The organism is Streptomyces sp. NPDC036822 (genome assembly GCF_055609145.1).
The window spans coordinates 20058-45777 of the sequence record NZ_JBVJPY010000013.1; the positions used below are offsets into that span (position 1 = coordinate 20058).

Sequence of the window (25720 nt, forward strand, 5' to 3'; positions counted from 1 at the left end):
TTCGTGGAGGTGGAACCGGTGGGCAGTCGCGCTGATGTTGACGGCGACGAGCGTCGTGGTGTCGCTGCCCGAGCAGGCCGAGGCGGCCGCGGGGCAGCGGGCCCGTGCCACGGACATCAACGGTGACGGCACCGGCGACTTCGTGGTCGCGTCCGCGGCCCGGCTGAACCGTTGGACGGCGGCGCCCCTCGGCACGCCCGATCTCGGCGGCTCCGTCCACGTCCTGCCTGGCGGCCAGGCGTCCCGACCGGCCCCCGCCCTGTTCAGCCAGGACGGCACGGTCCCCGGCACCCCCGAGCGCGAGGACGCCTTCGGCCAGGCGGTCGCCACCGGCGACTTCGACAACGACGGCCGGGCCGATGTCGCCATCGGCAACCCCCACGAGACGGTCGGCACCTTCGTGGACGCGGGCACGGTCGCCGTCCAGTACGGCCAGAGCGCCGCGCCTTACATCGGCGCCGGAAAAGGCGGGATGACCGGAATCGAGCAGAACGCTGTCGACGCTGCAGGACGGCCGGTTCCGGGCGACAACGAAGCGGGCGACCGGTTCGGCAGCAGCCTGGTCACGGGCTATTTCAACGGTGACGACTACGCCGACCTCGCCATCGGTGCCCCTGGCGAGGCCGTGGGCACCGCCTTCGAGGCGGGCAGGGTGACCGTCCTCTACGGCGGCCCCACCGGGCTCACCGCGGACAGCGCCAAAATGTTCGACGGCACGGTGGCCGGCGCCGCCGAGCCCTACGACCACTTCGGCGCTTCGCTCGCAGCCGCCGATCTCCGGGACGACGGCCACGACGACCTGGCCGTGCTCGCCGCCGGCGAGTACCTCTCCGGAACCAGGGGAGCCTGGGGCGCCGCCATGGTCCTGCGCGGTACCGCAACCGGCATCGACGGCGCCGGCGCGGCGGTCGTCAACGTCAACCACACCCGTACGACCGGCCACCTGCGCGCACTGGTGGCGGGCCGCTTCCACGGCTCGGCCTACGCCGACCTCGCCGTCTTCGCCGACCAGAGTCCGGTCGCCTCCCCCGCACCGAACTCCGGCGTGGTCGTGGTCACGCGCGGCGGAGCCACCGGCATCAGCCCGGCGGCCACGCCCGCTCTCACCGTCCTCGCCGCGTCGGCGCCGGAAGCCGGCGCCTACTGGGGCGGCGCGCTGTCCGCGGGCGACGTGAACGGCGACGGTCTGGACGAGCTCGCCGTCGGCGCGCTGCGGGCCCGCGGTACGGGCAGTGTCACCGTCTTCACCGGCGACCCGGCCGGCCTCACCGCCCGGCCGAGCACCACCCTGACCGAGGACACTGCTCCGCTGTCCGCGGTCGCCAAGCAGGGCGAGGGCTTCGGGTATACCGTCGCCCTCCAGGACCTGACCGCGGACGGCCGGGCCGAGCTCCTGATCGGCGCGCCCTGGGAGGACGCCACGGCTCCCGTAGCGCGGACCCTCACCACCGGCGCCACCCTGTTCGAACTGAGCCTGTCCATCTCGGGGTCCGGAGCTCCCCAGGTGGTCTCCGCGAAGCCCTTCGCGGGGTCCTCCGCTTCCGCCTTCGGGCCCGGCACAGGCAATGCGGCCGGGGTGACCGTCCTCACGGAGAACGGTGTCGAGCCCTCCCCGTGGCTGAACCGGCTGCCTCCGCTCAACTAGGACTCGTCCTGCCGATCATGGCTGTAGGCAGTCAGGCATGATGCCCGGGTGAGCACCGCCACGCATGTCTGATCACCGGCCAGACCGGTGAGGGGGCCGGCCCTCGGCCGGCGCGGGGCACTGGCGCGGCCGCGGCGTCGGTGCAATGCGTAGGTGAGCCCGGCGGCGGATACGACGGCGAGGCCGAGGCCGACGGCGGCCTCGACGTCGGTGGGGCCGTGGGCTCCGCCCACGCCGCCCTGGGCGCCCCGTGAGGGCATGACCGTCGGCCGAACAGACGCCGGGGGTGCCACCGGTACAGCGGCGCCGCCCCTACGCGTACGCCATTCGCAGGCGATTCCGTCATCGTCGCCCCGGTCCTCGTCGAGCCGGTGCGGATCGCTGGGGTCCCGGTTGAACTCAGCCTGGGCATCCTCCTGAAACTGGAAGTCAATGCAATTCAGATCCTGGGCGTGTGCGGTTCCCGCCGTCGGAACGAGTGTCCCGACGGCCAGGGCGAGACCGGCGACAGCGGCGCGTCGGTTCATCTGGGCCTCCTCGCGGTCAGGCGACCGTCGATTCGACGCTACGAGCGCCCGTTCCCCATGGCGCGCCGTGTTAGGCCGAACTGCGTCGCTTTGCATGACGGGCCGCTTACCCATCCGGTGGGCGAGTACGGAGCACCGTTCTGGCGAAGCTGGTTGGATTCCGGGAGCCGCACGCAGGTGGGAACCGTGCGCAGTGGGCAGAGCGCAGGGGCGGGTCCGATCAGTTGGCCGACTTGTCCTGTGTCATCTCGGCTGCCTCGGTGACGGCGCGTCGTCTGAGATCGCCGAATAGCTGCATCGTGACGGCGGCCAGGACGTCGTCCCCGCCGACAGTGCGCCCGTCCCCGCGGCGGGTGGACAGGCCGAGGAGGGGGTCCTTGAGTAGCGGGGCCGGGGCCGGCTCGCCCGGCACCACCAGACTGACCGTCCCGGACCGCTTGACCCCGCCCTCGCGGACGACCTTGGCCGCGTCCCGGGCCAGGGCCGTCAGGAACACGCTCGCGATTCCGTCCAGGTCGCGGATCATCGCCGGGACGGCCCTCACCCCCCGGCTCCCCAGCAGCCTTCTCACCCCGGCCTCGAACCGGTGGGCGCCAGCCACACCACTCGGTGTACGCGCCCCGCGGCGCTCACGAAGAGACACGAGCGCACCATCGGCGTTGCGCACCTCGCCGATCAGGCCGTGGAAGGTCGGGCTGTGCAGGTACCACGCGGATCCCACCTCTACTTCGATGTTCCGGTCGATCGCCGAGATGAGGTCTTTGGGAAGCAGCTTCGTCCTGGCCTCCTCGGCCGCCGCGCTTCTCGCGCCGTCGATGATCTCTGTCAGCACGGTCCGCGTCACCGACGCGGCGGCCCACGCGGCCGGCCGGGAGACGTGCAACGAAGTCACGTCCCTGAACACCGCTTTGACGAGCTGAGGCTTGAACGGCAGGTCGGTCACGACGGAAGCGGTCTGCCCACCGCTGCGCTCGGTGTGGAGGGGGTGTGTGGTCATCGAGGATGGAGCTTTCTGCTGTCGGAGGTGTCGCTGGCCCATGCCGCACGGGGCGGCGTGACCACAGAGCTCTGCGGGGGCGCCGAGCCGGCACAGAGTCTGCCGCGCGGTGCCGCCGGCGCACAGAGGTGCAGGCGGCCCCGCCCGGATTCTCATCGGTTTGACGCCGCTTTTCCACAGCAGACGGCGGTACTTGTCGAAGTCGTAGCCGCGGTCGGCGTACAGACGCCGCGGCTGGGTGCGGGGACGACCTCGCAGTGCCCGGATCGGCGGCACTGCGTCCCACAAGGGCAGGAGGAGACGTAACGCGCGCAGCACCCGCTCTGCCTCCGCTCGCTCAGCGTGCGGTTCAGCCGAGCACGGCCCGGCCTGCTCGCCTAGGCCGTTTAGAACACCCTGACCTGCATGGTTGGCCGTCCGGTGAAGTCGCGGGCGGCCATCCAGATGGTGAGGTCGCGGGCGATGTCGTTGATGCTGGTCGCCGTGGTGACCTTGTGTTCGTCGCGGGCGGCGTCACGGCGGACGATCTCGTAGCTGCCTTCGCCGAGGACGGCCACGGAGGCGAACCAGACGGGGGCGTCCTCGTTGGGCTGGACGACGACGAACGTGCTGTCGGAGTCGTTAAGGTCGCTGACCATCATGAACAGCGCGTCCTCGGAGGGGTCGTCGATGCGGTCGCCGTTCTCGCTGTCGGCGCCGTAGTACCGAGCCCTCATCGTTGGTTTCGAAGCGGACGGCAAGTTTGTCGAACCGGGTGGCGACCGCGCGGTTGCGCTTGAGCCGGTTGATCCCACACTCGACCGCGTGCCGGGCCTTGTAGTCCTCGCGGTCGAAGGCCGGCCTTCCAGGTACCCGACCGCCTCCCGGGCGAGGGCCGGTGTCAGGTCCAGTGATCACCCCTTACGATCACGTCCATGTCGACCACACCGTCCGCTCCCATCCTGCGCGGCAGCGGCGGCGCCGCCCTCCGCCACGAGGACGGCGCACTGACGCTGCGCCGCGGGGAGGAAGAGATACGCATCCCCCTGCAGGCTGTCCGCGACGTCGTACCGGACCGCCGGGCCGTCGCCGTCAAACTGCGGGTCCCGGCCGGTGGCACGCCAGTCACGCACCGGATCGACGGCGTCGGCGAGGCCGCGGCGGACCTGTTCGCGACGGCGGTGGGCGCTGCCCTGGCCGCCCTGCCGGAGCCGGGCCCGTCCTTCGACGGCGCCGCGCTCGTGACGACCCGTTCCCTGCGCAACCCCCGTAACCCCGGTCCGTCCCGCACCGCCGGGCAGCAGGCCCGGACCGCAGCCTGGCTGCTGCTCGCTGTCGTGCCCGGTCTCGCGACGCTCATCGTGACCAGCGTGCTGTACGTCATGCACGGGGAGGCCGGCATGCTCATCCTCGCGATCCCGATGGGGATCGTGAGCGTGTTCCTCAACCTCGCGAGCGCCACCGCAGGGGAGCGGGTCCTGCAGATGTGGCTGCTCCCCCGGCGCGGCATCACGGTGATGGCGGTGCGCAGCAGTCCGTACGGCAAGTCGGGGAAGTACGAGTACACGGATCCGAGCGGCACGACCCACAGCTATTACCGGGACGCGTCCGCGAGCCGGATCGAGATCAGCTATCACCCGGACGACCCCGGCCAGCCGGTCGGTGTCTATCCCGCCTCCACGCGTGTGCTGGCCACCATCGGGACCTTGCTGCTGTGGGCCGTCACGGCGGGTCTCATCTTCGTGGAAATGATGGCCGCCACCGAGTGACCATCACGCCCAAGAATGCAGGACGTCGTGGATGAGCGTTTCCCACGGCTGCATCCTCATCTGCGGCTCCGGCAGCGCGGCGCGAAGGAAGAGGTGGAACAGATGGCGAAGCACTGGTCGGCTGGCTGCTGATCATCGTCCCCGCCGCCGGGCTGTACAGCCTGCTCTGGTGGCTGGCCAACCGGCCGCTACGGCGCAGAACGACGCTCTCTCCACGCACATGCTTGCTCCTCAGCGTTCTGGCCCCGCTCGTCCCGACAATCACCCTCGTCATCACCACCTGAAAGCCTCCAGGGCGCCCTCCAGGCCCGCTGTGGTCGTCGTCGAGGTCGACCGACAGCACCGAACGGTGAGACTGTCCCAGCGGTAGGCCGCACCCTGACGGGGCCCGGAAGTCGGCTTCGGATGAAGGGAATCCATCAGTTCCACGCGCGCCTTCGCACGGTGGGGGAGTCGTCGTCTGCCATGTCCTTGACTGCGCGCAGGCAAGCGATGACACCAACTTGGTGGCCGCCGTCTTCTTCGCGGGCGTCTTCTTGGCCGCGGCCTTCTTCTTCGGCAACCTGGACGGTGGCGTCGCCGCCGGTGGTCCCGCTCAGCCAGCGAGCCCCCGAGGGCCGTGCCGGTCCCTGACCGGCGGCGGCCACAGGCAAACGAAACGCTGTCAGGGCGTGCGGTAGTCGGGCAGGAGGCGCAGGGTCGTGTGGGCTGTCTTTTCCAGAGCTTCTCGTGCGGTGGCACGGCCGGTGAGGATGTCGACCAGGTTGGGTTCCATGATCGACCCAGCCGTCACCTGCCGTGGAGGGGCATCCGATGCTGCACCGCGGGGCGTGCGCGCTGGATCGCTGGCAGTACGGTTCATCCCCGCGGACGCGGGGGTCACCGTCTTCAAGGGTCTTCCGGAGATGGAGCTGGGCGACGTCTGCAAGCCCTGGGGGGCCTTGGGTTCTGACCTCAGGCCACGCAAACCGTAGTGGCTATCGCACGGGCGAAAGCCACCCGGCGGAGCTCTCCTGACCCACGCAATGCTGCGATGGATGCAGTGACGACAGTGGCCCTCGTGGGCGTGACGGGAACGGTGCTTGGAGCATTCGTCGGCGCTACAGGGGCAGTGAGAGCGGCTGGCGTCGACAACCGGGGACAGGCAGCGCTGGAAGACCACAAGTCTCGGCGTGCCGCGTACAGCGCCTGCACAACCGCCCTTTTCGTGTGGCGTGACTCGATAGCCGAGCTGATGAAAGGGATGTGGTCCGGCAGCCTCGATCTCGCTACGGCGTGTCGCCGCGTCCTTCATCCGAAGGAGCATCGGCCCGTCAGGCGCTACCTCAGCATGCGGCGTCATCGGCGAGGCATTCTCTGAAGACGGCTTGGTCCCAGCACTCAAGCGTCGAAGCCGCCTGGCGGACCAGCGCTCAGCGTCGTAGACCTGAGGAATGCTGACGCCTCCGGTCGAGCCGATGCTGGCCCACGCCCGTGAGACAGTCCACGGCCCGGGTTCGCTACCTGGCGGGCTGGCCTTCCAAGCGAAGTTCGACGGGTTCCGCTGGGCGGGCGGCGAGCAGCTGCTGCCGCGATGTGGTGCCGGCCGGCGTGGTCGCCCCGCGTCGGTACCGGTCTCGTCGTGGCTGAGGAACATGTCGTCAGGCCACCCAAAGCCGCTCCACAGGCCTCTTGTACGGTGCCTACCAAGGGGGTCGCCATGCATGATCAGGACTGGGACGACGACAGCGCATACAGGTCGGCTGTGAGACGCACGCGGATCACGATGGCGATCGCGTTGATCGTGACCCTGTTGGTGGCCGGGATCGTAGCTGTCGCCATCTTCGGCATATCGCTGTTCGTGGACCTCGTTGAGGCTCTCAGTCGGTAACCGTGCCCCTCCCGTGACCCAGAGAACGGGGAATCACGTGGAGCACCAGGCAGCCACGGTGCACGTACATGCGAACGACCCCTGACCGATCTGCCTGGTCAGGGCCGCTCACCTGCGGTGGATGTGGGATTTGAACCCACTGTGACATCACTGCCACGACGGTTTTTCAAGATCGCCGGACGAGTGACCTCGCTAACCTCAGTTTGGTCGCCTCGTCGTCACCAAGACGATCGGCAGCACCAGGGCCATAGCGACGAAGCGCGCGACAGCTAAGGGCTGTCCAGCCGGCGCGGTGCACCCAGGTGAGAGCCGGAATATCCGCAAGCCTCCAACAGGCCAGCTGTGACAGCCTGCCGACATGCCATGGGAACTCAAAGAACACACAGGTCGCCACTACGCTGTCCTGTTCCACTACGCCCTGTCCGACGATGCCTGGGCCGTGGAGCTGAGCGAGGCTGTGCCTGCGGCCGCAGAGGGGGCCGATAACCCCGATGCCGCGGCCACCCACTTGCCCGGCCCTGCCTTCTTGGTGACACACGTCCCGGACGAGGACCCGAATCTGCAGCCGACCGTCCGCGTCTGGAGCCCTGGCGAGCGCGTCATCCCCTACGAGGTCATGCGCTGGTACATGGAGCAGGTGGCCGACCAGGTAGAACGCTGCCGTATAGCGTTCGAGCAGGGCGGACCTGGAGCAGTGGAATGATCACGCAGTGGCTGGTGTAATCACGGCGTCGGAGCCGTCCTGGACAACCCCGTTCTCCGGGCTGAGCCCGCGCACCTTCGCCAGTCTGGTAACGGTGCTGCGACGCGCAGGCGCGGACACGGTCCGCAAGGGCCGGCCGCGGAGTCTTCCGCTGGAGGACCGGGCCCTGCTGGTCGCCGCGTACTGGCTCGCCCCGTTGCCGGGGTCGAACTCGGCAGCGGGCCGGATCATCGACCACCTCGGACCGAAGCTCGCTCTTCAGCTCCGCAAGCGGTTCACCAAGGGCACCGTGCTCATCGTGGACGGCACCCTGGTCCCCACCCGCGGCCACACCATCGCCGAGCGGTCGAGGAACTACCGGTACTCCACCAACCACCAGGTCGTCATCGACGCTGATACCCGCCTCGTCATAGTCGGCGGCCGGCCGCTGCCCGGAATCCGCAACGACTGCAAGGCGTGGGAACTGTCCGGTGCGCAGGTCGCCGTCGGCAAGACGACGGTGATCGCGGACGGGGGGATACCGAGGCACCTGGCTGGTCATCCCGCATCGCCGGAAGCACGGCCAGGCCGCACTCCTGGCCTGGAAGGAGGAGCACAACACCTCCCACCGCAAGGTCCGGGCCCGTGTTGAGCACCCCGCGGAGCTGGGGCTCACGTGGACCGTGCCGTCCGGGCCGGTTACCCCCGGCGAGACGGTGCCGACCAAGCTCGTCGGCACGAACCACGGCCCCGGCACCGTCACCGACTTCCCCTTCCTGCTCGGCGTGGACTGGGACCGCTACCGTCCCGGCGGCTACGACAAGAGCTGCTGGTGTTCGGTGTCACCGCCGTCGGCACCTGAAGAGCCCCTGCCTCACGACACAGCGAAGCTGCAGGTCGCCGCAGGCGACGGGTGCCCGCTCCAGCAGCTTTCGCTTCTGCGGCACCAGTGCACCCTGAGCGCCCGTGTCCGCCGGCGGACCGTTCGAGGCCGCTGCGACGGAGAGCCCCGAACTGTTACGGCAGGGTCAGCCGCGGCCGATGTAGCAGCGTATGGCTGTACCGTCGGGGCCGGTGTGGATGCGTACGAGGTCGCCGAGGTAGTGCACCAGCAACAGGCCCCGGCCGCCCAGTTGGCCAGGTGCAGGTGGGCGACGGCCGGCCAGCGGATCGCTCAGGTGCCCACGGTCGCGGACCTCGCACACCACCTGGCCGTCGTCGGCCCATATCCGTACGGTGCCCGAACCGCCGCCGTGCACGACGCTGTTGGTGGTCAGCTCGGCCACGATCAGGGCCATGTCCTCCAGGCGGATACCGGACAGACCCAACCGCGCGGCCTGCTCGACCGCGTAGCGCCGGGCGCCCGACAGCGTGTCTGCGTCGAAGCCGAGTTCTTCGCCCATGGCTGCCCGTGCCAGGGGCTGGTTGTAGCGGGCGATCACATGATCGGGGGCGTAGGCAGGGCTGGCCTGCTCCTGACCGCCGGAGATGACGACGGGATGGGTCGCGTACGCGTCGGTGAGCACCTGCTCGTCGAGGCTGTCGGCGTCGTACGGGCACAGAATGGTGACGTTCCTGCCTTGGAACGCTGGGTTGATCAACGCTTCGTGCTGGACACATGCTGGGTACTCCACACTGCTGCGGCCGGCCCAGATCGGCTCGCCGATGATCCGCACACGCCCCTGGCGGTGTGCGTCGGCGAAGGCACGCAACACCTTAGGGATGATCCGCCCGGGGTTGCGCCCCGCCTCGGTCATATCGAGAAACCGGACGTCCGCAGCGTCCTCGCCCAAGGCCGTCTTGAGGATCTTCAGGTTCGGCCCGGGCACGGCCACCGCCACCGGTTCTCCGGACCTCAGGCCATCGCGGATGAACGGCACCGTGCCCTGCAGGTACTCCTGCTCGCCCCGGTAGAACAAGGCAGGATGGATGAACGGCTCTGTAGTCGGGGCAGTCTTCACGCGATCACCTCGACGGCGGGCAGGTCCGGCCAGAACATCTCCAGCACGCGGCGCAGGGCGGCAGGCGGCTCTTCGAGCACGATGCGTCGCCCTGCGGGAAGGCCCTGGGCGGCCACCGCCAAAGCCGAGACGCCGGCGACATCCATGAAGGTGACCGCGGAAAGTTCCAAGTGGCAAGCCTCTTCGTCGCTCAGGGCCAGCTGCTGCAGAGTCTGTTCCCAGGCCGGGCGCGTAATCAGGCTGATCTCGCCGCTCGCTTGCCAGCCTGGCCGGTCCGCCAGCGGGCGTACGCACAAAGCGCCCGCAGACGAGGCCGGCAGAGCTTCTCCCTCCCCTGAACCGTCCACGCCGTCACCCCTGGGTCTCCTGCTGTCTGAAAGACCAGTATCCCGCACCGGCGAAGCCGTGTGGACCTAACGGCACGAGGAAGGTGACGCGCGGCGCCCCAGCATCGACCAAGTGACGCTTGGGGACGGTCGACGCGCCCCTCCCTTGCTCGCCGCGGCCGATGGTGCTGGTTGAAGGCAGACGCCGTGATCGGTGTGCGGCCCGCTTCTACCGCGTGCTGCTGGCAGCAGGCTCGGCGCCATGTACCTGAGCGAGGCGGGCTGCATCGACGAGAGCGAGAGTCCTGGTGAGGGCTGAAGAGGTACAAGGTCGTAAGCGAGAAGGGTGACGGTCCGAGGCCGTCCGATGGACGCCTGCTGGTCAAGGCGGGTCGCGCCAGGTGCCCTGTCGGGAGTCTGGTACGACGGCACCCTCATCGATGCCCGGAGGTTGAAGATGTCCGAGCCTCAACGGGACGTCAGGAGCGACGAGCAGGTTGAAGATCACGATCTACAGCTGGAGTACTAGAGGCGCCATACCGCCAGCTCCGCAGCTTGCTCCGTCTTCGATCCGGGGGCCCTGCGGGCAGGCGCACGGGCCACAGCCATGTCCGGCACTGCAGCTATCGTGCTTCGGCTGATGTCGCTACATTCCGGCGGCCGGAGGACCGGTTGGATCATTCCGGACTGCCGGTCGGTGGCGGGGTGACTGGAGGGAAGCCGTGACATGTGGCTGATCAGCTCGTCGGCGTTGTCCGAGGCCGCGGAGGTAAGGCGCTCGATCGTGCGGCCTCGTGGGGTGTGGAAGGGCAGGTAGCTGTCCTCCCAGTAGTCCGGCAGGCCTTGGCCGGAGGTGTGCGGAAAGTCGGCGAACAGCTCCAGTGGACGGAGTCCCGTGACGCAAGCTTGTGGTCGGCGGCTACGGCGAGGATCCGGGAGTCGGTGCACAGGATCGGCCCGACGGTGAAGTCCGGCTCTTCCACCGGCAGCCAAAGGACCACGACGTCCAGGGCACCGCTGCGGAGCTGACTGAACGGATCGGCATAGGTCGTCTGGCGGATCTGGAGTCCCCAGTGTGGGTGGCGCGCGGGGAAGGTCTTCCAGTAGGGGTGTAGATCGCCCACGTTGAAGGGCATGAGGCTGACGCGCAGTTGTGCGGTGATGCCCCGGGCGGCCAGCTGGGCCCGCTCGAGGGATGCGTGCAGGCCCGTGTAGACGGGTTGCAGGTCGTCGCGGAACTGTCGGCCGACTCGGTCAGCCGAACTGTCCGGCTGGTGCGGGCGAACAGGTGGCTCCGATGCGTCGTTCCTGCTTCTTGATGGCCTGGCTGACGCGTGCCTGGGAGACGTGCAGGCGTTGCGCGGTCCGGCCGAAGTGCAGCTCTTCTGCCAGCACCAGGAAGATTTCGATGTCCCGTAGCTCCACCGGCCCCGCCCCCTGTATCGACGACTCAACGGTTGGCGCACCGCGTAGAAGTGTGGCTGGATCATATGCACGGACCGCAGGAACGTTTAAGGCATGCACTGACGCATGAAGATCTGGCAGCAACGCCGCAGATGTCCGCACCGAAGAGCGACGCCGTAGGCCTGACTGTGATGTACGCGACGTATGGCGCGCGCCGGGAGCTGACCCAGCTCGGCCGGGTCCGCCGCCGCGGATGCCGGTCATCATCTGCACGAGGTCATGGCCTCGTCGAGAGCTGGCCGGCGATCAAGCGGAAAGGGCCTGGTCGAGGTCGGGGTGGCAGGTGATGATGCTGTCCAGGCCGACGAGTTGCAGGACGCGCAGGACCGGTGCCTGGACTGCGGCGAGGCGGAGCCATCCGCCGGCGTCGGTGGCGGTGTGATAGGTGCTGATGAGGATGTTGATGCCGCTGGAATCCATGAACGTCACTGCGCCGAGGTCGATCACGACCCGAGGTGGGCCGGCGCCGTACTTGGGCAGGAGAGCCTTGTCGAGGACACCTCTTGCGGTGTGGTCGATTTCTCCCCTCACCTTGACGACGTGGGTGCCGTTGACGGTGGAGGCGGTGGAGGAAAACTGTTGTGGTAGTTCCGGCTGTTCAGCGATAGTCAGGTCTCCTTCGTATGTGGTCGCACCCCTAGGCTAGAGGCTAGCGGCTAGAGGTTGAGCCGCATGAGCCCTGGGCGGTGGATCCCGAGCCCGCAAACGAGGCCGCCCGTTACCAGCGGTGCGGTGACAACGGCAGGATGGCGGCTCACCTGCAGGCCCGCTGCCGGCCGTGGCGGGAGCGCCCGATCCACAGTCCTCACGATGCCGCGAAGCCACGGTGCAGCTACTCGACGGGGATACGGCGGGCCAGGTCGGAGGCCAGCTGCCCGGCGGCCGCGCCGCGCGGCGTGAGGTCGAGTGTCTCCAGCAGGTTCATGTACCCAACCGCCTCCCGCGCCTCTGCGGCGGTCAGCAGGGGAATAGACGGGCGGGCAGTGTCCGTGCGGGTGATGCCTGTCCGCCGCGCGTACTAGCGGATGTCGTCGCGGACGGCGTCGGCGTCCCAGCGGGCGTAGCGCGGCAGTCGCTGCATCGGCCCCGGCCGGGCGTGACCAGCCTGTTCGGCCAACTGCCAGCAATTCTTCCGCTCTGCTTGCGACAGCAGCCCGAGCAGATAGGCAAGGGCACTCGCCCTCGGCTCAACTCGACCGGCTGTCCCTCGACCGGCGTGTGCTCGGCTTGACCGCCTTCGAGGACGCCTGCGCGAAGCGGGGCCGCAGGAGCGAGGCCGCCGGTCCCAGCCACTGAACTGGAAGACGGGACAGCAGCGAGCGTGGCCCGGCCAGATGGCCGTGCCCGGCTCCATGTGGGAGCGCGTCGAGGTATGGGCGTGGGCGGCCAGTACTTGATGTTGGTGTCAGTCCGGACTCCGCCTACCGGGATGCCACCGCGGGGTTACTGCTTCGCCCGTGGTGCGCTGAAGTTGTGTGGTGAAACTCGCTGCGGGCAACGTGATGGCGGGCAGGGGCGTCCACAAGGACGTCGGACTTGGCTGGCCGATATCACGGTCTTCTTCGTGGCCATGTTCGCCGCGGTGGGCTCCGCCGTGTGGGCTCTGATGGTCGGTGGCGCCCTTGCGGTCTGGTTTACCGTCGCCCTTATTGCGACTGTCAGCGGCGGACGCCGCGGGCGAGCCGCCGTTACCCGCGCCTACCTCCTGACTTTCGGCTGGGCCGGTTGGCTGTGATCGCCGCACGCAGCAATCGTGCGGTCTGCGCACACGTGGCTGTTTCCTGGCCGAGGACATCGCGCCCGGCACGCGGCTGCACGTGGGGTCGACCGACGGGGCCCGGGGTCGAACGGTCACGTGGCGTCCTCGGTGTCGGCGGTCGTGAGGCCGGGCGGCCTCACCGCGAGTGGAGTCAGGGCGTGGCCGAGCAGGTGGAGCGGCCCGGCGGTGAGGCCCGCCGTCCGCACCGCCCGCCAGTAGGACAGGCTCGTGGGAGCGTCGACCAGGCCTCGGACCAGGGGCACGTCCGCGCCGGACGCGTGCAGGAGGGACTCCGCACGGCAGGAGGCCAGCGTGCCGGCGATCCCGTGCTGGGCGGCCGCCGCCTCTGCCCCGGCGACGATGTCGGGCAGGCCGTCCGCCACGGTGCGCCGGGTGTCGCCCACGGACAGCAGACCTCCACCGACGACGAGAACGTCCCCGTCCTCGCGCATCCGGGCGAGCGCGCGGCCGGTGTCGAAGCAGTGCGGAAAACTGTCGTCCACGACGATGGCGCCGGGCCGCAACCGGTCCACGTCGAGGAGGGCGCGGTGCCCGCTGACCGCCGCGACCACCAGTCCCGCCCCGTACACGGCCTGCGGCAGTTCCGGGTCGGAGGGGCGGACCGCGATCTCCTGGGCCAGCCCGCGTTCACGCAGGGACCTGGCCAGCTCCCGAAGGCGCGGACCGCTGCCGGGCGTGTCGCACAGGAGGAGTCGGGCGGGTGGCCGTTCGGCCAGGGTCAGCAGCAACTCCAGCGACGAGGCGCCGATCGATCCGAGCCCCACCGCGGCCATCTCCAGGTCGGCCAGGTCGCGTCCGCTCGTGGTCAGCGCGGCGTGCACCGTGCTGACCACGGAGACGACCGTGGCCGCGTGTCCGGTGGTGAGCGACGTCGTCGCGATCCGCTCATCGCGCAGGACGTCGAAGCCGTAGCCGGTCAGTGAGGGGATCATGCCGGCCAGGGAGACGCAGCGGGCGCCGAGTGCAGCGGCCGTCCGTACGGCCTGCGCGGTGTGGGCGGCCAGGGCCCGGTCGCCGGCGAGTTCGTCGGCGAACAGCGGCAGCGCGACGAAGCCGGACCGGCCCAGCGGCGTGGAGGTCGTCTCCAGCAGCCGCGGCTCGCCACCCGGGAACAGCAGGCGGCGGAGGTCCTCCCGCGCCGATGGGGTGTCCGGCATGCCCGTGAACCGGCTCAGCTGGGCGGGAGCGGGCAGATAGCCGACGAGTGCGGCGTCCAGGTCATCCCCAGCGAGGCGCGGGGCATGCCGTACGGGCCGGGGGACCAGGGCCCGGTGGCCGGCGGACGGCGCGGTGCGGACGAGCCGTCCGCGCAGTCCGTCGGCAAGGGCGGTGAGCGCGGCCGCGTCGAAGGCCGCCGCAGCGCCGCGCAGCGTGACCCTCAGCCGGTCCCCGTCGGGCCTCGCCGCGAGGAACACGTCCGTCCCGGCCGAGGGCGGGGTGAAGCCGCTGTCCTCGGCCTCCTCGTCCCAGCGCACGGCCAGGACGTCCCCTCCCTGCGGACCCAGCGCGCCGAAGTCGAGGAAGGTGAAGAAGAACTGCGATGTCAGCGGCAGCCCGCTCGCGTCACGGGGCACGACGTCCTCGTGCACACGGGCGGCGATCGTCTCCTCCACGACCCGGCGCACTCGGCACGCGAAGTCTTCGCCGTGGGGACCGTCCGCGCCCGGCCCGAAGGGACGGACCGCGACGGCGGTGGCGTACGGCCCGAAGACGCGGTGGATGTCGGGCAGGGGATGGTCGCGGCCGGACACGGCCATGCCGATGACCAGGTCCTGCTGCCCGGTGTGGGCGGCGAGCACCTCGTGGTAGGCGGTGAGCACCGGAGCGTAGAGAGTGGAACGCGCGTCGGCGGCGATCCGGCGGAGCGCGTGGGTGGCGGTGGCGTCAAGGACGAAGCCGCGGGAGTGGAACTCCGGCGAGGGCGACGATGGCCGCGCCGTCCCGTTGCGGCGGGGTGCCGTGCGCAGCTCGGGCTTGGCGTAGGGCGCGGACACCACCGTGCGCCGTCGCCGCGCGTCGGCGTCCTCGGCCCGCGGTTCTCCCGCCCGCCCGGCCAGCTCCTGCGCGAACGCGCGGAAGGTGCCCCGCAGTTCGGGCAGCTCGGGCGCGTTGCCACGGCTCAGCGCGTCGTACGCGGTGGTCAGTTCGCCGAGCAGCAGGGCGGCGCTGTAGCCGTCGCCGATCACGTGGTGGGCGTGCACGACGAGCACGTGCTCGCGAGGGCCCGAGGTGAGCACCCGCAGCCGCAGAAGCGGCCACGCCCACGGCTCGAAACGGCGGCACCGTTCCTCCTCGAACCGTTCCGCCAGTTCGTCCGGCCCGGACACGGCCGCGAAGTCGACAGGCAGCCGCAGCGACGCGGGCAGTTCCTGCTGCACCGGCGGCCGCGCCCCGGCCGGGAAGACCGTGCGCAGCATCGGATGCCGGGCCACCAGCATGTCCACGGCCCGCTGGAACAACTCCCGGTCGAGCGGGCCGGTCAGCCGCAGCCGGGCCAGCCAGGAGGCCCCGGTGCCGGGGGCGAGGGCCTCGGCGAGCAGAAAGCCGCGCTGGCTCGGGGTGACCGGGTAGGCCGACGCGCCGGCCAGGCCCGACACCCCGGCGCAGGCGAGGTCACCCGCACCGGCACTCGCCCCGGCGGCCGCGCCCGGTCCGGCACTCGCCCCGGCACCCGCACCCGGTCCGGCACTCGCCCCGGCACCCGCGTCCGCACCGGCGCCGGCGGGGTGGTCCCCACCGGCTCCGCCCTCAGCCTCGGACTCGGATCCGGCGTCACCGGCGGCCCTGTCTATCGCCCCGGCCAGCGCGGCCAGCGTGCGGTGCCGGTACACGGCGGTGGGCCTGGGCAGCGGACCGACTCCGTGCCGGGCGAGTCGGCCGAACACCCGCAGCGCCAGCAGCGAATCGCCGCCCAGCTCGAAGAAGTCGTCGTCCGGACCGACCCGGTCGACGCCGAGCAGTTCGCACCAGATGCGCCCCAGCCGCTCCTCGGTGCCCAGGGTGGTGGCGGACGGCGGTACGTCCGCCACCGCGGCCCTGTCACGTGCCGTCGGCAGCGCCCGCCGGTCGACCTTGCCGGTCCCGGTCAGCGGCAACGCGTCCAGCACGGTGACCCGGGCCGGCACCATGTAGGGCGGCAGCGTCCGCGCCATGTGGCGCCGCAGGGCCACCGCGTCCACGCCCGTACCGGCAGCGGTGTCCCGGAGCACGGCGAAGGCGACCAGCCGTCCCTCGTCGGCCAGTACGACCGTCTGCGCGACGTCCGCACACGAGCGCAGTACGGCCTCCACCTCGCCCGGCTCCACCCGGTGGCCGCGTATCTTCACCTGGTCGTCGAGGCGGCCGACGAACCGCAGCGCGCCGTCGGGCAGCACCTTCACCCGGTCCCCGCTGCGGTACCAGCGGCGACCGTCCCGCTCGGTGAACGCGGCCTGGGTGAGACCGGGTTCGCCGAGGTATCCGGCGGAAAGACCCACGCCTCCGATCAGCAGCTCACCGGTGCCGCCCGGGCCGAGCGGCGCGCCGTCGGGGCCGACGACGAGGAGCTCGGTTCCGGAGAGCACACGGCCGATCGGCAGGGCCGCGACCTCCTCGCCCGGGCGCTCGGTGACGACGTGGAAGGTGGCGTTGATGGTGGTCTCGGTCGGTCCGTAGAGGTTGACGATCGTCTGCCCCGGCCCGAACAGGTCGTACCAGCGTCGCACCCAGTCCGCCCACAGCACCTCACCGCCGACGTGGACGAGGCGCAGCGCGGACAGGTCCGGCAGCGGCTCCCCGCGCCGGACGAGGTCCTCGGCCGCGCACAGCAGCCGCTCCCACAGCGACGGCACCGAACTCCACACGGTGATCCGGGATCGCGCCACGTGGTGCAGCAGCAGCTCCGGGTCGCGCACCAGATCGCGGTCGGCGGTCACCACGGTGGCACCGGTCAGCAACGGCGCGAGCAACTGCCGTACGGAGGCGTCGAAGCAGGGCGAGGACGTGTTGGCGAGCCGGTCGCCGGGGCCGTAGTCGAAGGTGGCCGAAGCCCAGTCGAGGTAGTTCTCCATGGCACGGAAGGTGATGGGCACGCCCTTGGGACGGCCGGTGGAGCCGGAGGTGAAGATGACGTACGCCGTCGCGTCGGCATCCGCCGTCTCGGTCGGGCCGTCCTCGGCCGGCCCGGTGCCCGCGGCGGAGTCCGCCGCGGCGACGGGCACGGCCGTCAGGGTGGTGATCGCCCGCGCGGTGGCGTCGGTGCGGTCGTCGTGGATGACGAAGCGCACCCCGCACCGCCCGGTCTGGTCCGCCAGCCGGGCCACCGGGGACTCGGCGTCCAGCGGCACCCATCCGGCGCCCGCGCGGAGGATGCCGACCACGGCGATCACGGTGTCGGGGCCGGGCGTGGTGAGCATGCCCACCAGGTCGCCGCGGTGTACGCCCTTCTCCCGCAGACGTCGGGCGAGGGTACCGGTGGCCTCGTCCAGTTCCCGGTACGTCAGGGCGCGTCGGCCGTCGTCGACGGCGACCGCGTCGGGAGCGGCGCGGAACCGCTGGAGGAGCCTGGCGACCACGGTCGACCGGCGCCCGTCCGCCGGGCATGGCTCGGGTCCGGCGTCAGGGGCGCGTAGCTCCCGCTCGAAGGCGGTGGCGAGACGGGTGATCGTCGCGGGGATGAAGAGGCGCTCGGGGAAGTTCCAGGAAAGCCGCAGCGCGGGCCCGTCCTCCCAGCACAGCAGACTCAGCCGGGTCGCGGCCGAGCCGGTGCCCGCCGCGGTGGGCCGTACCGTGACGGGACAGCCCGGGTCCAGGGGCGCGGGGAAGTGGGCGTAGCTGAAGCTCGCGGGGCTCGCCGTCCGCGGGCCCGACGCGTCGCCGGGCAGCAGCCGGGCGAGATCGAGGCTGCCGACCGAGGCATGCCGTTCGCTCTCCAGCCAGGCCGTGCGCACGCGTGCCGCGAGCCGGGGGAGCGGCTCGTCGGGGTCGGCATCCAGCAGCACCGGCAGGGTGTCGGCGAGGGGGCCGACCAGCCGGTCGAGCCCCGGCAGCCGGGCGTCACGGCAGGCGCGGGCGACGTTGACGGCGACGTCGCGCTGTCCACTCCACCTGGCCAGGCAGCGGGCGTAGGCGGCGAGCAGGAGGTGGAAGAGGGAGACGTTCCCGCGGGCGGCCCGCTCGCGCAGGACGGCGACGAGGGCCTCGTCCAAGACGCGGTGTTCGGCGACGAGCGGTCCGGAGCCCATGTCGGGGTCGGGACGTCCGTCGTAAGGCAGCGTCATGGGGGAGCGGCCGGCCAGGCGGGCCGTCCAGTACGCGGTGTCCTCGGCACGGACGGCGGACCCTCCTCCCGCGGCGAAGGAGGCGAAGGCGGCGAAGTCCGCGGCGGGCGGCAACGGGGCCGGGGCGCGGCCCAGGACGAGGTCGGTGTAGATCGTCCAGAGTTCCGTACAGAGGATGTTGAGGCTGTATCCGTCCGCGGCGACGTGATGCACGGCGAGAACCAGATGCGCCACGTCGGGCTTCCCGGTCAACAGCAGCGCCCGCAAGGGCGGCTCCTCGGTGAGGTCCAGCGGCCGGTTGGCCAGCTCCGTCTCGAGCGCTTCGAGGGCATCCTCGCCCTGGGGGCACGGCCGGGTCTCGAACCACACGGAGGAGTCGGTACCCGACATCACCGTCTGGTGCGGTGCGCGGGAGGGACCGTCCTCGTCCAGTCCGATCCGCAGGCGCAGCATGCCGTGCCGCTCGGCGAGCGTGGCGAGGGCGCGGCGCAGCAGACCGGGGTCGAGCGGCCCGTGGACGGTCTGCCGCACCCAGCCCCGGGCCGGGGTCTCGGGGTACAGGATGCTGCTGGTGTGCAGGGCCAGTTGTACGGGCGTGAGAGGGAACGGCACGCCCTCCGCGACGCCGCCCGTCGTCCCCTTCGCGCCGGGGCTCCGCGTGACGCCGGCCGAGCCGGTGCTTCCCTGCTCGGCCGGCGCGGCGGCAGCGTCGAGGTGGGCGCAGAGTTCCCGCACCGTCCGGTACTCGAAGAACAGCGTCGTCGGCAGGTCCCGCCCCAGGGCACGCTCCAGCCGCCGCACCAGATCGACCGCGGTGAGCGAGTCCAGTCCGAGGGAGAAGAAGGCCGCGTCATCGTCGACCGCCTCGGCTGGCAACTGGAGGGCGCCGGCGAGGAGGGTGCGTACGAGGGAGCGCGTGTCACCCGCTGTATCGGCTGACGAGGCGTCGGCCGGAGCCGGAACCGGAGCCGGAGCTGGAACCGATGAGGGAGCCGAAGGGGAAAGCGAAGGGGGAACCGGAGTGGGTGCCAGGCGTCGAGGACGACGTACCGGTGCCACGAGGCCGCCGTCGCCGGCACCGTCGAAGCCATCGCTGTCGCCGGCACCGCCGAAAGCATGGACATCGCCGGTGTCGTCGGAGCCACGGAGGTCGGCGACCACAAGTTGAGCGGCGTCGACGGAGCAGGCTGCCCGCACGGCCCGCAGCGCTTCGGCCGGCGCGAGAGGGGTGCCCCCGGCGCGCAGGGGCATGCGCTCCGCCGCCGTGGCGGCGAGCCCCGTGCGGGCGACGGCGCCGAGGTTCAGCGCCAGCCATCGGCGGCCCGCGGCGCGCTCGGCCGCCGCGAAGGCGTCGAGATAGGCGTTGGCAGCGGCGTAGTCGCCGAGCGCTCCGGCGGCGCCGGGGAGCACGGAGGCCACCGAGGAGAAGGCCACGCACAGCGCCGGACGGTGCCCATGGCGGTGCAGTGCCCGGGCCAGCAGCCGGGTCCCGAGGGTCTTGGCGGCCAGGGAGCGCCCGGTGTCGTCCTGGTCGGTGCCGCGCAGGGAGCCGGGCGTGACCACCCCGGCCAGATGGAGCACGATGTCGGGCGCCGGGACCTGGGAGAGCAGGGCGTCGAGCTGGCGTTCGTCGGTGACGTCGGCCTGCCGGTAGCGGGCGTCCGCACCGAGCGCGACGAGTTCCGCGAGCAGGGCGGCCGGGGGCTGCGGGGACCGGCCGGTCAGGACGAGCGTGGGGCGGCCACGCCCGGCGAGGTCCCGCGCGAAGGCGGCGCCGAGGCCGCCCGCGCCACCGGTGATCAGATAGACACCGTCCGCGGGCAACGGGCCGACCGGGTCGGCTTGGTCTCCTTCCCCAGCCGGGCTCGCTTGGTCCCTCCGTACAGTTCGGTCTGCCGAGGCGGCCTGGGCCTCGGGCCCGACTCGGCGTGCCGACGCGGCGGGGTCCTCCCGTCCGGCTCGGCCTGCCGACGCAGCTTGGTCCTCCCGCACAACTCGTCGTGCCGACGCTGCTTCGTCCCCCCGTACAGCCCGGCCTGACGACGCCACAGCATCCGCCCGCACAGCCCGCACAGCCCGCACAACCCGGCCCGCCGGCTTCGTCCGGTCCGGCGTGGTGTCCCCGGGCCATGGCTCGACCCCCCGCAGCAGCCGCGTGCCGCCGCGCCAGGCGGCCACGGAGACCTGACCGTCCGACGCGGACAGCTCGGCCACCACGCTCGCGAGTCTCCGTTCCGGCGTGTCGCGAGAGGACAGGTCGGCGCAGACGAGTCCGGCGCCCTCGGTCTCCTCCGGGAACGCGAGAGCAAGCCCGGTGAGCAGGGCCTGCTCAGGACGCGGCACCGCCTCGTCCTCCGCGCCCGTGTCGTGCGCGTCCTCGGTGAGCAGCAGCAAGCGCTGCGCCCCCGCCCGGTCGAACTGCCGCAGCGTGTCCCGGAAGGCGGCCACGGCCACCTCCGTACCGGTGGTGTCATCGTCCGTCGTCCGCGCGAGGTGGACGACCGTGTGCGCGGACTCCGTGCCCGCCTCGGCCATCGGCACCCCCTGTTCGGCAAGGCGCGCGGACAGCTCCCGCACCGCCGTGCCGTCGGGCCCGGCGACCAGCGTGAGAGGCATCGGCCCGACCGCTCGGAGCGGAACGGGCTTCCACGCGACCCGGTGCAGCAGCCGGGCGGCGTCGCGGCCGGGCCAGTAGGCCCGCCGCTGGAAGGGATAGGTGGGCAGCGGTACGCGTCGTCCCGTCGGCGCGAGCGCGCCGAGATCGACGGCGACTCCACGCGTCCACAGCCGTGCGACGGTTCGTACAAGACCGCCCCGGCCCTCGCCGTCCTCGTCGCGTGGGGCCGACAGGGCGGCGAGCGTGACCGGCGCCGGGCCCGGCCGGCCGGCCGCGGCGAGACGCACGGCCCCCGGCAGATCGGTGCCCGGCCCGATCTCGACGAACGTGTCGAAACCGTCCTCGACAAGCCGCCGGGCCGCGGCCTCGAACACCACCGGCCGCAGCGCGTGCTCCCGCCAGTGGGAGGGGTCGGGAGCCGACGCCCAGTCGCCCGTGAGCGTACTCAGCAGCGGCACCCGGGTGATCCCGGGCGTCAAGGCGCGGGCGGCGTCGTACAGCGCCCGCGCGGCCGGCTCCATCAGCGGTGAGTGGAAGGCCCGCGTGACCTGGAGCCGGCGCGCGGCGACTCCCCGCCCGGTCAGCTCGGCCACCGCGTCCTCGACCGCGCGCACGGTCCCGGACAGCACCAGCCGGCCAGGGGCGTTGCGCGCGGCGACGGTGAGGGCACCGTCCGACGCGGCGACCAGAGCCTCCACGGCGTCGTCTGCCCCATGGACGGCGGCCATCGCGCCGTGCTCGGTCAGCTCGGCGAGGAGCCGGCCGCGTTCGGCGGCGAAGCGCACCGTGTCGGACAGCGACAGCCGGCCCGCCACGCAGGCGGCGGCCAGTTCCCCGACGCTGTGGCCGCAGACGGCGTCCGGGGTGACGCCCCACGCCCCCAACTGCCGGGTGAGCGCCACGGCGAAGGCGACCAGGGCGGGCTGGGCGATCTCGGTGCGTGCCAGGTCGGCCGGGTCGACACCGGGGTCGACGCACCAGTCGGTCAGCGTACGGCCGTGCAACGGGCCGAGGCAGGCGGACGCTTCGTCGAGGCTGTCCCGGAACACGGGGGCGGTGGCGTACAGACCCGCCGCCATTCCCGGCCGCTGCGTGCCCTGTCCCGGAAAGAGGAAGGCGAGACGGGGGCGTGTTCGCACGGTGCCGGCGGACACGCCCGGTCCGGCCGTCGGGAGGTCGGCGGGACCGTCCGGTGCGGCGAGAGCGGCCAGCCGTGCGCGTACGTCCCCGTCGCAGACGATCGCGAGCCGGTGGCGGTGGGCGTCGCGGGCCGTCCCCGCGGTGAGGCACAGGTCGGCCTCGGTGATGTCGGGGTGGGCGGCCACGTGGGCCGCGAGGTCCCGGACGAGGGCGCGCAGCGCGGCCGGTGTGGTGGCGGAGAGCGCGAGGAGATGGGGGCTGCCCGTCGGCCCCTTCGCCCGAGCCGTACGACCGGAGGGCGCAGCCGTACGACCGCAGGGTGCGGGGGCCCGCTCCAGTACGGCGTGCGCGTTGGTGCCGCCGAAACCGAAGGCGTTGACGCCCGCGACGAGCGGGCCGCCCGAGGTCGGCGCGGGCCAGGACACGAGCCTGCCGGGTACCTGGAACCCGGACCCCGCGACCAGCGCCGCGGGCGGCTCGGCGTGCAGCGAGGGCGGCACCTGGCCGTGGCGCAGCGCCAGCACCACCTTGACCAGGCCGGGCAGCGCGGCGGCGTTCAACAGGTGGCCGATGTTGGTCTTGGCCGAGCCCAACAACCGTGAACGTCCGCCGGGCAGGGGCGGGAAGGCATGCGCGAGCGACGCCACCTCGACCGGGTCACCGAGGGCCGTACCGGTGCCGTGCGCCTCGACGTACGTCACCTCGGCCGGGTCGACGGCCGCGGCGGCGTGGGCGGCGGTGATGACCTCGCGCTGTCGGGCGGGGTTGGGCGCGAGCAGGCTCAGGGAGGTGCCGTCGTTGTTGACGGCGGTGCCGCGGACCACGGCGAGCAGGTCGTCCCCGGCCCGCAGGGCGTCCACCGCACGCCGCAGGACGAGCACCGCGCCGCCCTCACCGGGCGCGAAGCCGTCCGCGTCGGCACCGAAGGCCCGGCTGCGGCCGGTCGGCGACAGGGCCTGCGCGGCATGCAGCATGCGATGCGCGGTCGGGGTGAGGTGCAGATTGACGCCGCCGACGAGGGCGAGGTCGCACTCGCCGTCCGCGAGGCTGCGGCGGGCCAGGTGGAGGGCGACCAGGGCGGAGGAACAGGCGGTGTCGACGGCGAGGGCCGGACCGTCCAGGTCGAAGTGCTGGGCGATCCGGGCGGCGAGGAGGTTGGGCAGGTTCCCGGTCAGCGCGGCGGGCGGCAGCTCCGTGCCCTCGGCCCGTGCCGCCCGCTCCAGCAGTTCCCGGTAGCCGCTGTCCCCGGCCGTCGTGAAGACGCCGATGCGCCGGCCGCGGCGGCGCGGACCGGCGTACCCGGCCCGCTCCAGGGCCTCATGGGCCAGCTCCAGCAGGAGCCGGGCCTGTGGGTCGAGGGCGTGGGCCTCCGCGTCGCCGATCCCGAAATGAGCGGCGTCGAAACCCGCCGGGTCCTTCAGGAACGCCCCCCACCGGACCTCGGGCACGTGCTCGTCGTCCCACCGGTGGGGCGGTGCCGGTGTGACGAGGTCCCGCCCTTCGGAGAGCAGCCGCCAGTACGCGTCAGGGGTGGCGGCTCCGGGGAAACGGCAGGCGAGACCGACGACGGCGAGGGTGCCGTCCGCCGGCCGACGGGGCTCGCCGGATCCGTCGGTCCCTTCGACGGGCTCCGCCGGCCCCGGGTCCGGCCGGGTCTCCACCTCCGTCCGTTCCAGCAGGTGGTCGACGACACCGGTGACGGTGTCCGCCGCCCCGGCGCGCAGCGTCGCCGTCTCCAGCGGTACGCCGAAGACGTCCTCGAGCGTGACCAGTACCTCCATCGCCTTCAGCGAGGTCCCACCGAGAGCCTGGAACGGCGTACGGGTGTCGATCCTCTCCACGGGGAGCCCGAGCACCCTGGCCCACACCTCGCGCACGGCCCGTTCGACCGCCGCTCGCGACCGGGGCACGCCTGGGCTTCCCGTCTCGCGCGTGGTGGGAGGGGGCGCCGTGTCACCGGGGACGCGGGCGACGACGCGGGTGTAACGGCCGGCCTCGAACCGGTCGCGCAGCACGTGGCGGCGTATCTTGCCGCTGGTGGTGCGAGGGAACTGGCCGGGCGGCAGGGCGACGACCCGTACGTCGTCGTGGAAGAGGGCCTCGCCCACCCGGTCCGCGACGCGTCGCAGCACCTCGTCGGCCGAGCGCGGCGGACGGGCCCAGGCGACGCACACCACCACGCGCTCGTGGCCCGTGACGGGGTCGGTGGAGCCGACCACCGCTGCCGGCCCGCTCGGCAGCCCGGGCGTGGCCGCGGCGACCTCCTCCAGGTCGGGGGCGTGGAACTTCAGCCCGTTCAGGAAGAGCACGTCCTTGTGCCGGCCGCTCACACACAGCCGCCCGTCCCGAAGGAAACCAAGGTCGCCGGTGCGGAGCCAGCCTTCGGCGGTGAAGGCCGCGGCAGTGGCGTCGGGCAGTCCCCGGTAGCCGCGGGCGAGCTGCGGCCCGCGCACCTCGACGTGTCCCACGCGCCGCTCCCGGAGCGCCCGTCCGTCGTCGCCGACGATCCGCACCGAGCAGCCGGGCACGGGGTGGCCGAGGTCCATGAGTTCCACGACGTCACCGGCCGCACCTTCCGCCGTCTCGGAAGCGACGGAGGTGGTGGCGGTCTCGCCGGGTTCGGAGGCGTCCACCACCCTGCCGCGGCTGAGCGCGCCGCGCCGCACCGCCAGCGGCACGGCGACCTCGCTCGGCGGCGGGAACGTCACGGCGAGCGTCGCCTCGGCCAGTCCGTAGACCGGCTGGAGAGCGTCCGCCGCCAACCCCGCCGGCCGGGTGCGGCGGACGAAGTCGCGCCAGACCGTGGCGGAGATCGGTTCGGCCCCGACCACCAAGCGCCGGACGCTTCGCAGGTCGAAAAGCGCCATGTCCGCGTCCGGTATCCGCCGGGCAGCCAGCGCGAGCGCAAAGTTGGCGGCCGACAGATGGGTGGCGCGGTGCGCGGTGGCCGTCTCGAACCAGATCCCCGGCCGTCGGGCGAACGCCAGTGGCCCGATCTTGACCTGCCGTGCACGGGCGGCGAGCGGCGCGAGATGAGTGCCGATCAGCCCCATGTCGTGGAAGTACGGCATCCAGCTCACCACCACGTCGGCAGCGCCCAGATCGGAGACGGCGACGATCTGACGCAGGTTGGCCGTCACCGCGGCGTGGGTCAGTTCCACCCCCTTCGGCTGTCCCGTACTGCCCGAGGAGAACTGCACGAACGCCAGATCGTCCGGCCGGCACGGAACGACCGCGCCCGACAGGACGTCACCGTCCGGGGCCTCGCCGTCCAGCAGCCCGTCCACCCGCAGGACGGCCGGCTCCGCACCCGCGGGCAGGTGGGCCGCCACCTCCGCGCCCGCCGCGTCCACGAACAGCGGCGGCCGGCCCAGATGCTCCCATACGGGCACCACCCGCCGGGCGTCCGCGGCGAGGGGCACCGGGACGAGACCGGCACCGATCAGCCCCCAGAACATCACCTGGAAGTCCTCGCTGCGCTCAGCGACCAGCGGAACACAGGTGCCGGGCACGACACCGGACGCCCGCAGCCCCTGGGCAGCCCGCACCGCGTCCGCCAGCAACTGCCGGTACGTCACGACATGTTCCGTGCCGTCGCCACGCACGTGCACGGTCACCTGCTCGGGAGCCTGCCGGGCGGCGTCCAGTAGGACGTTCCAGAGGGTGTCGTCGCTCATGTCGTCTGCTCACAGCAAGTCGAAGGAG

At 72.0% G+C, this 25720-nt stretch carries 13 protein-coding genes and 4 pseudogenes; 5 read left to right on the forward strand and 12 right to left on the reverse strand.

The genetic code is table 11. The features are described from left to right. Positions 1-34 precede the first annotated feature (34 nt). A complete protein-coding gene (locus tag ACZ68P_RS26120) occupies positions 35-1645 on the forward strand; it encodes a hypothetical protein (RefSeq protein WP_471010228.1) in 1611 nt (536 codons plus the stop codon). On the opposite strand, the gene ACZ68P_RS26125 is transcribed toward ACZ68P_RS26120, so the two are convergent. The 5 genes and pseudogenes from ACZ68P_RS26125 to ACZ68P_RS26145 form a co-directional block, all read right to left on the reverse strand. After that, positions 1642-2172, reverse strand: coding sequence for an excalibur calcium-binding protein (locus ACZ68P_RS26125; protein WP_471010229.1), 531 nt, complete (start codon positions 2170-2172; stop codon positions 1642-1644). The two genes, ACZ68P_RS26120 and ACZ68P_RS26125, sit on opposite strands and share 4 nt — an antisense overlap. Before the next feature lie 220 nt (positions 2173-2392). Next, entirely contained in the window at positions 2393-3169 is a 777-nt protein-coding gene (locus ACZ68P_RS26130) for a hypothetical protein (RefSeq protein WP_471010548.1), read from the reverse strand. Between the two features lie 138 nt (positions 3170-3307). Next, positions 3308-3466: pseudogene (locus tag ACZ68P_RS26135) on the reverse strand (IS5/IS1182 family transposase); the annotation flags it as partial. An 89-nt stretch (positions 3467-3555) separates the two neighbouring features. Beyond that, on the reverse strand, positions 3556-3885 hold the full coding sequence (locus ACZ68P_RS26140) for a hypothetical protein (protein WP_471010231.1): 330 nt from the start codon (positions 3883-3885) through the stop codon (positions 3556-3558). Beyond that, a pseudogene (locus tag ACZ68P_RS26145) lies at positions 3791-4027 on the reverse strand (hypothetical protein); the annotation flags it as partial. The gene ACZ68P_RS26140 and the pseudogene ACZ68P_RS26145, both read right to left, overlap by 95 nt. A 56-nt stretch (positions 4028-4083) precedes the next feature. Between ACZ68P_RS26145 and ACZ68P_RS26150 the strand changes: the two are divergent. The 4 genes and pseudogenes from ACZ68P_RS26150 to ACZ68P_RS26165 all read left to right on the forward strand — a co-directional run. Then, positions 4084-4917 (forward strand): hypothetical protein, encoded by an 834-nt coding sequence (locus tag ACZ68P_RS26150; protein WP_471010232.1) that lies wholly within the window; start codon positions 4084-4086, stop codon positions 4915-4917. Positions 4918-6616: 1699 nt separating this feature from the next. Further along, positions 6617-6787, forward strand: a complete 171-nt coding sequence (locus tag ACZ68P_RS26155; RefSeq protein WP_471010234.1) for a hypothetical protein — start codon at positions 6617-6619, stop codon at positions 6785-6787. A gap of 358 nt (positions 6788-7145) precedes the next feature. Then, positions 7146-7490: a hypothetical protein gene (locus ACZ68P_RS26160; protein ID WP_471010236.1), complete on the forward strand. Its 345-nt coding sequence runs from the start codon at positions 7146-7148 to the stop codon at positions 7488-7490. Between the two features lie 7 nt (positions 7491-7497). Then, a pseudogene (locus ACZ68P_RS26165) lies at positions 7498-8129 on the forward strand (transposase); the annotation flags it as partial. A gap of 368 nt (positions 8130-8497) precedes the next feature. On the opposite strand, the gene ACZ68P_RS26170 reads toward ACZ68P_RS26165, so the two are convergent. The 7 genes and pseudogenes from ACZ68P_RS26170 to ACZ68P_RS26200 form a co-directional block, all read right to left on the reverse strand. Next, entirely contained in the window at positions 8498-9430 is a 933-nt protein-coding gene (locus ACZ68P_RS26170) for an anti-sigma factor RsbA family regulatory protein (RefSeq protein ID WP_471010238.1), read from the reverse strand. Further along, a complete protein-coding gene (locus ACZ68P_RS26175; RefSeq protein ID WP_471010240.1) occupies positions 9427-9777 on the reverse strand; it encodes an STAS domain-containing protein in 351 nt (116 codons plus the stop codon). Before ACZ68P_RS26175 ends, ACZ68P_RS26170 begins: the two co-directional genes overlap by 4 nt. Before the next feature lie 716 nt (positions 9778-10493). Then, positions 10494-10892 carry a LysR substrate-binding domain-containing protein gene (locus ACZ68P_RS26180; protein ID WP_471010241.1) on the reverse strand — a complete coding sequence of 133 codons (399 nt, stop codon included), beginning with the start codon at positions 10890-10892 and terminating at the stop codon, positions 10494-10496. Between the two features lie 118 nt (positions 10893-11010). Beyond that, positions 11011-11181, reverse strand: a complete 171-nt coding sequence (locus ACZ68P_RS26185) for a LysR family transcriptional regulator (RefSeq protein WP_471010243.1) — start codon at positions 11179-11181, stop codon at positions 11011-11013. 285 nt (positions 11182-11466) lie between these two features. Next, positions 11467-11832, reverse strand: a complete 366-nt coding sequence (locus ACZ68P_RS26190; RefSeq protein ID WP_471010551.1) for an STAS domain-containing protein — start codon at positions 11830-11832, stop codon at positions 11467-11469. Positions 11833-12241: 409 nt separating this feature from the next. Further along, a pseudogene (locus ACZ68P_RS26195) lies at positions 12242-12382 on the reverse strand (IS701 family transposase); the annotation flags it as partial. A 689-nt stretch (positions 12383-13071) separates the two neighbouring features. After that, positions 13072-25692 (reverse strand): amino acid adenylation domain-containing protein, encoded by a 12621-nt coding sequence (locus ACZ68P_RS26200; RefSeq protein WP_471010245.1) that lies wholly within the window; start codon positions 25690-25692, stop codon positions 13072-13074. Positions 25693-25720 lie beyond the last annotated feature (28 nt).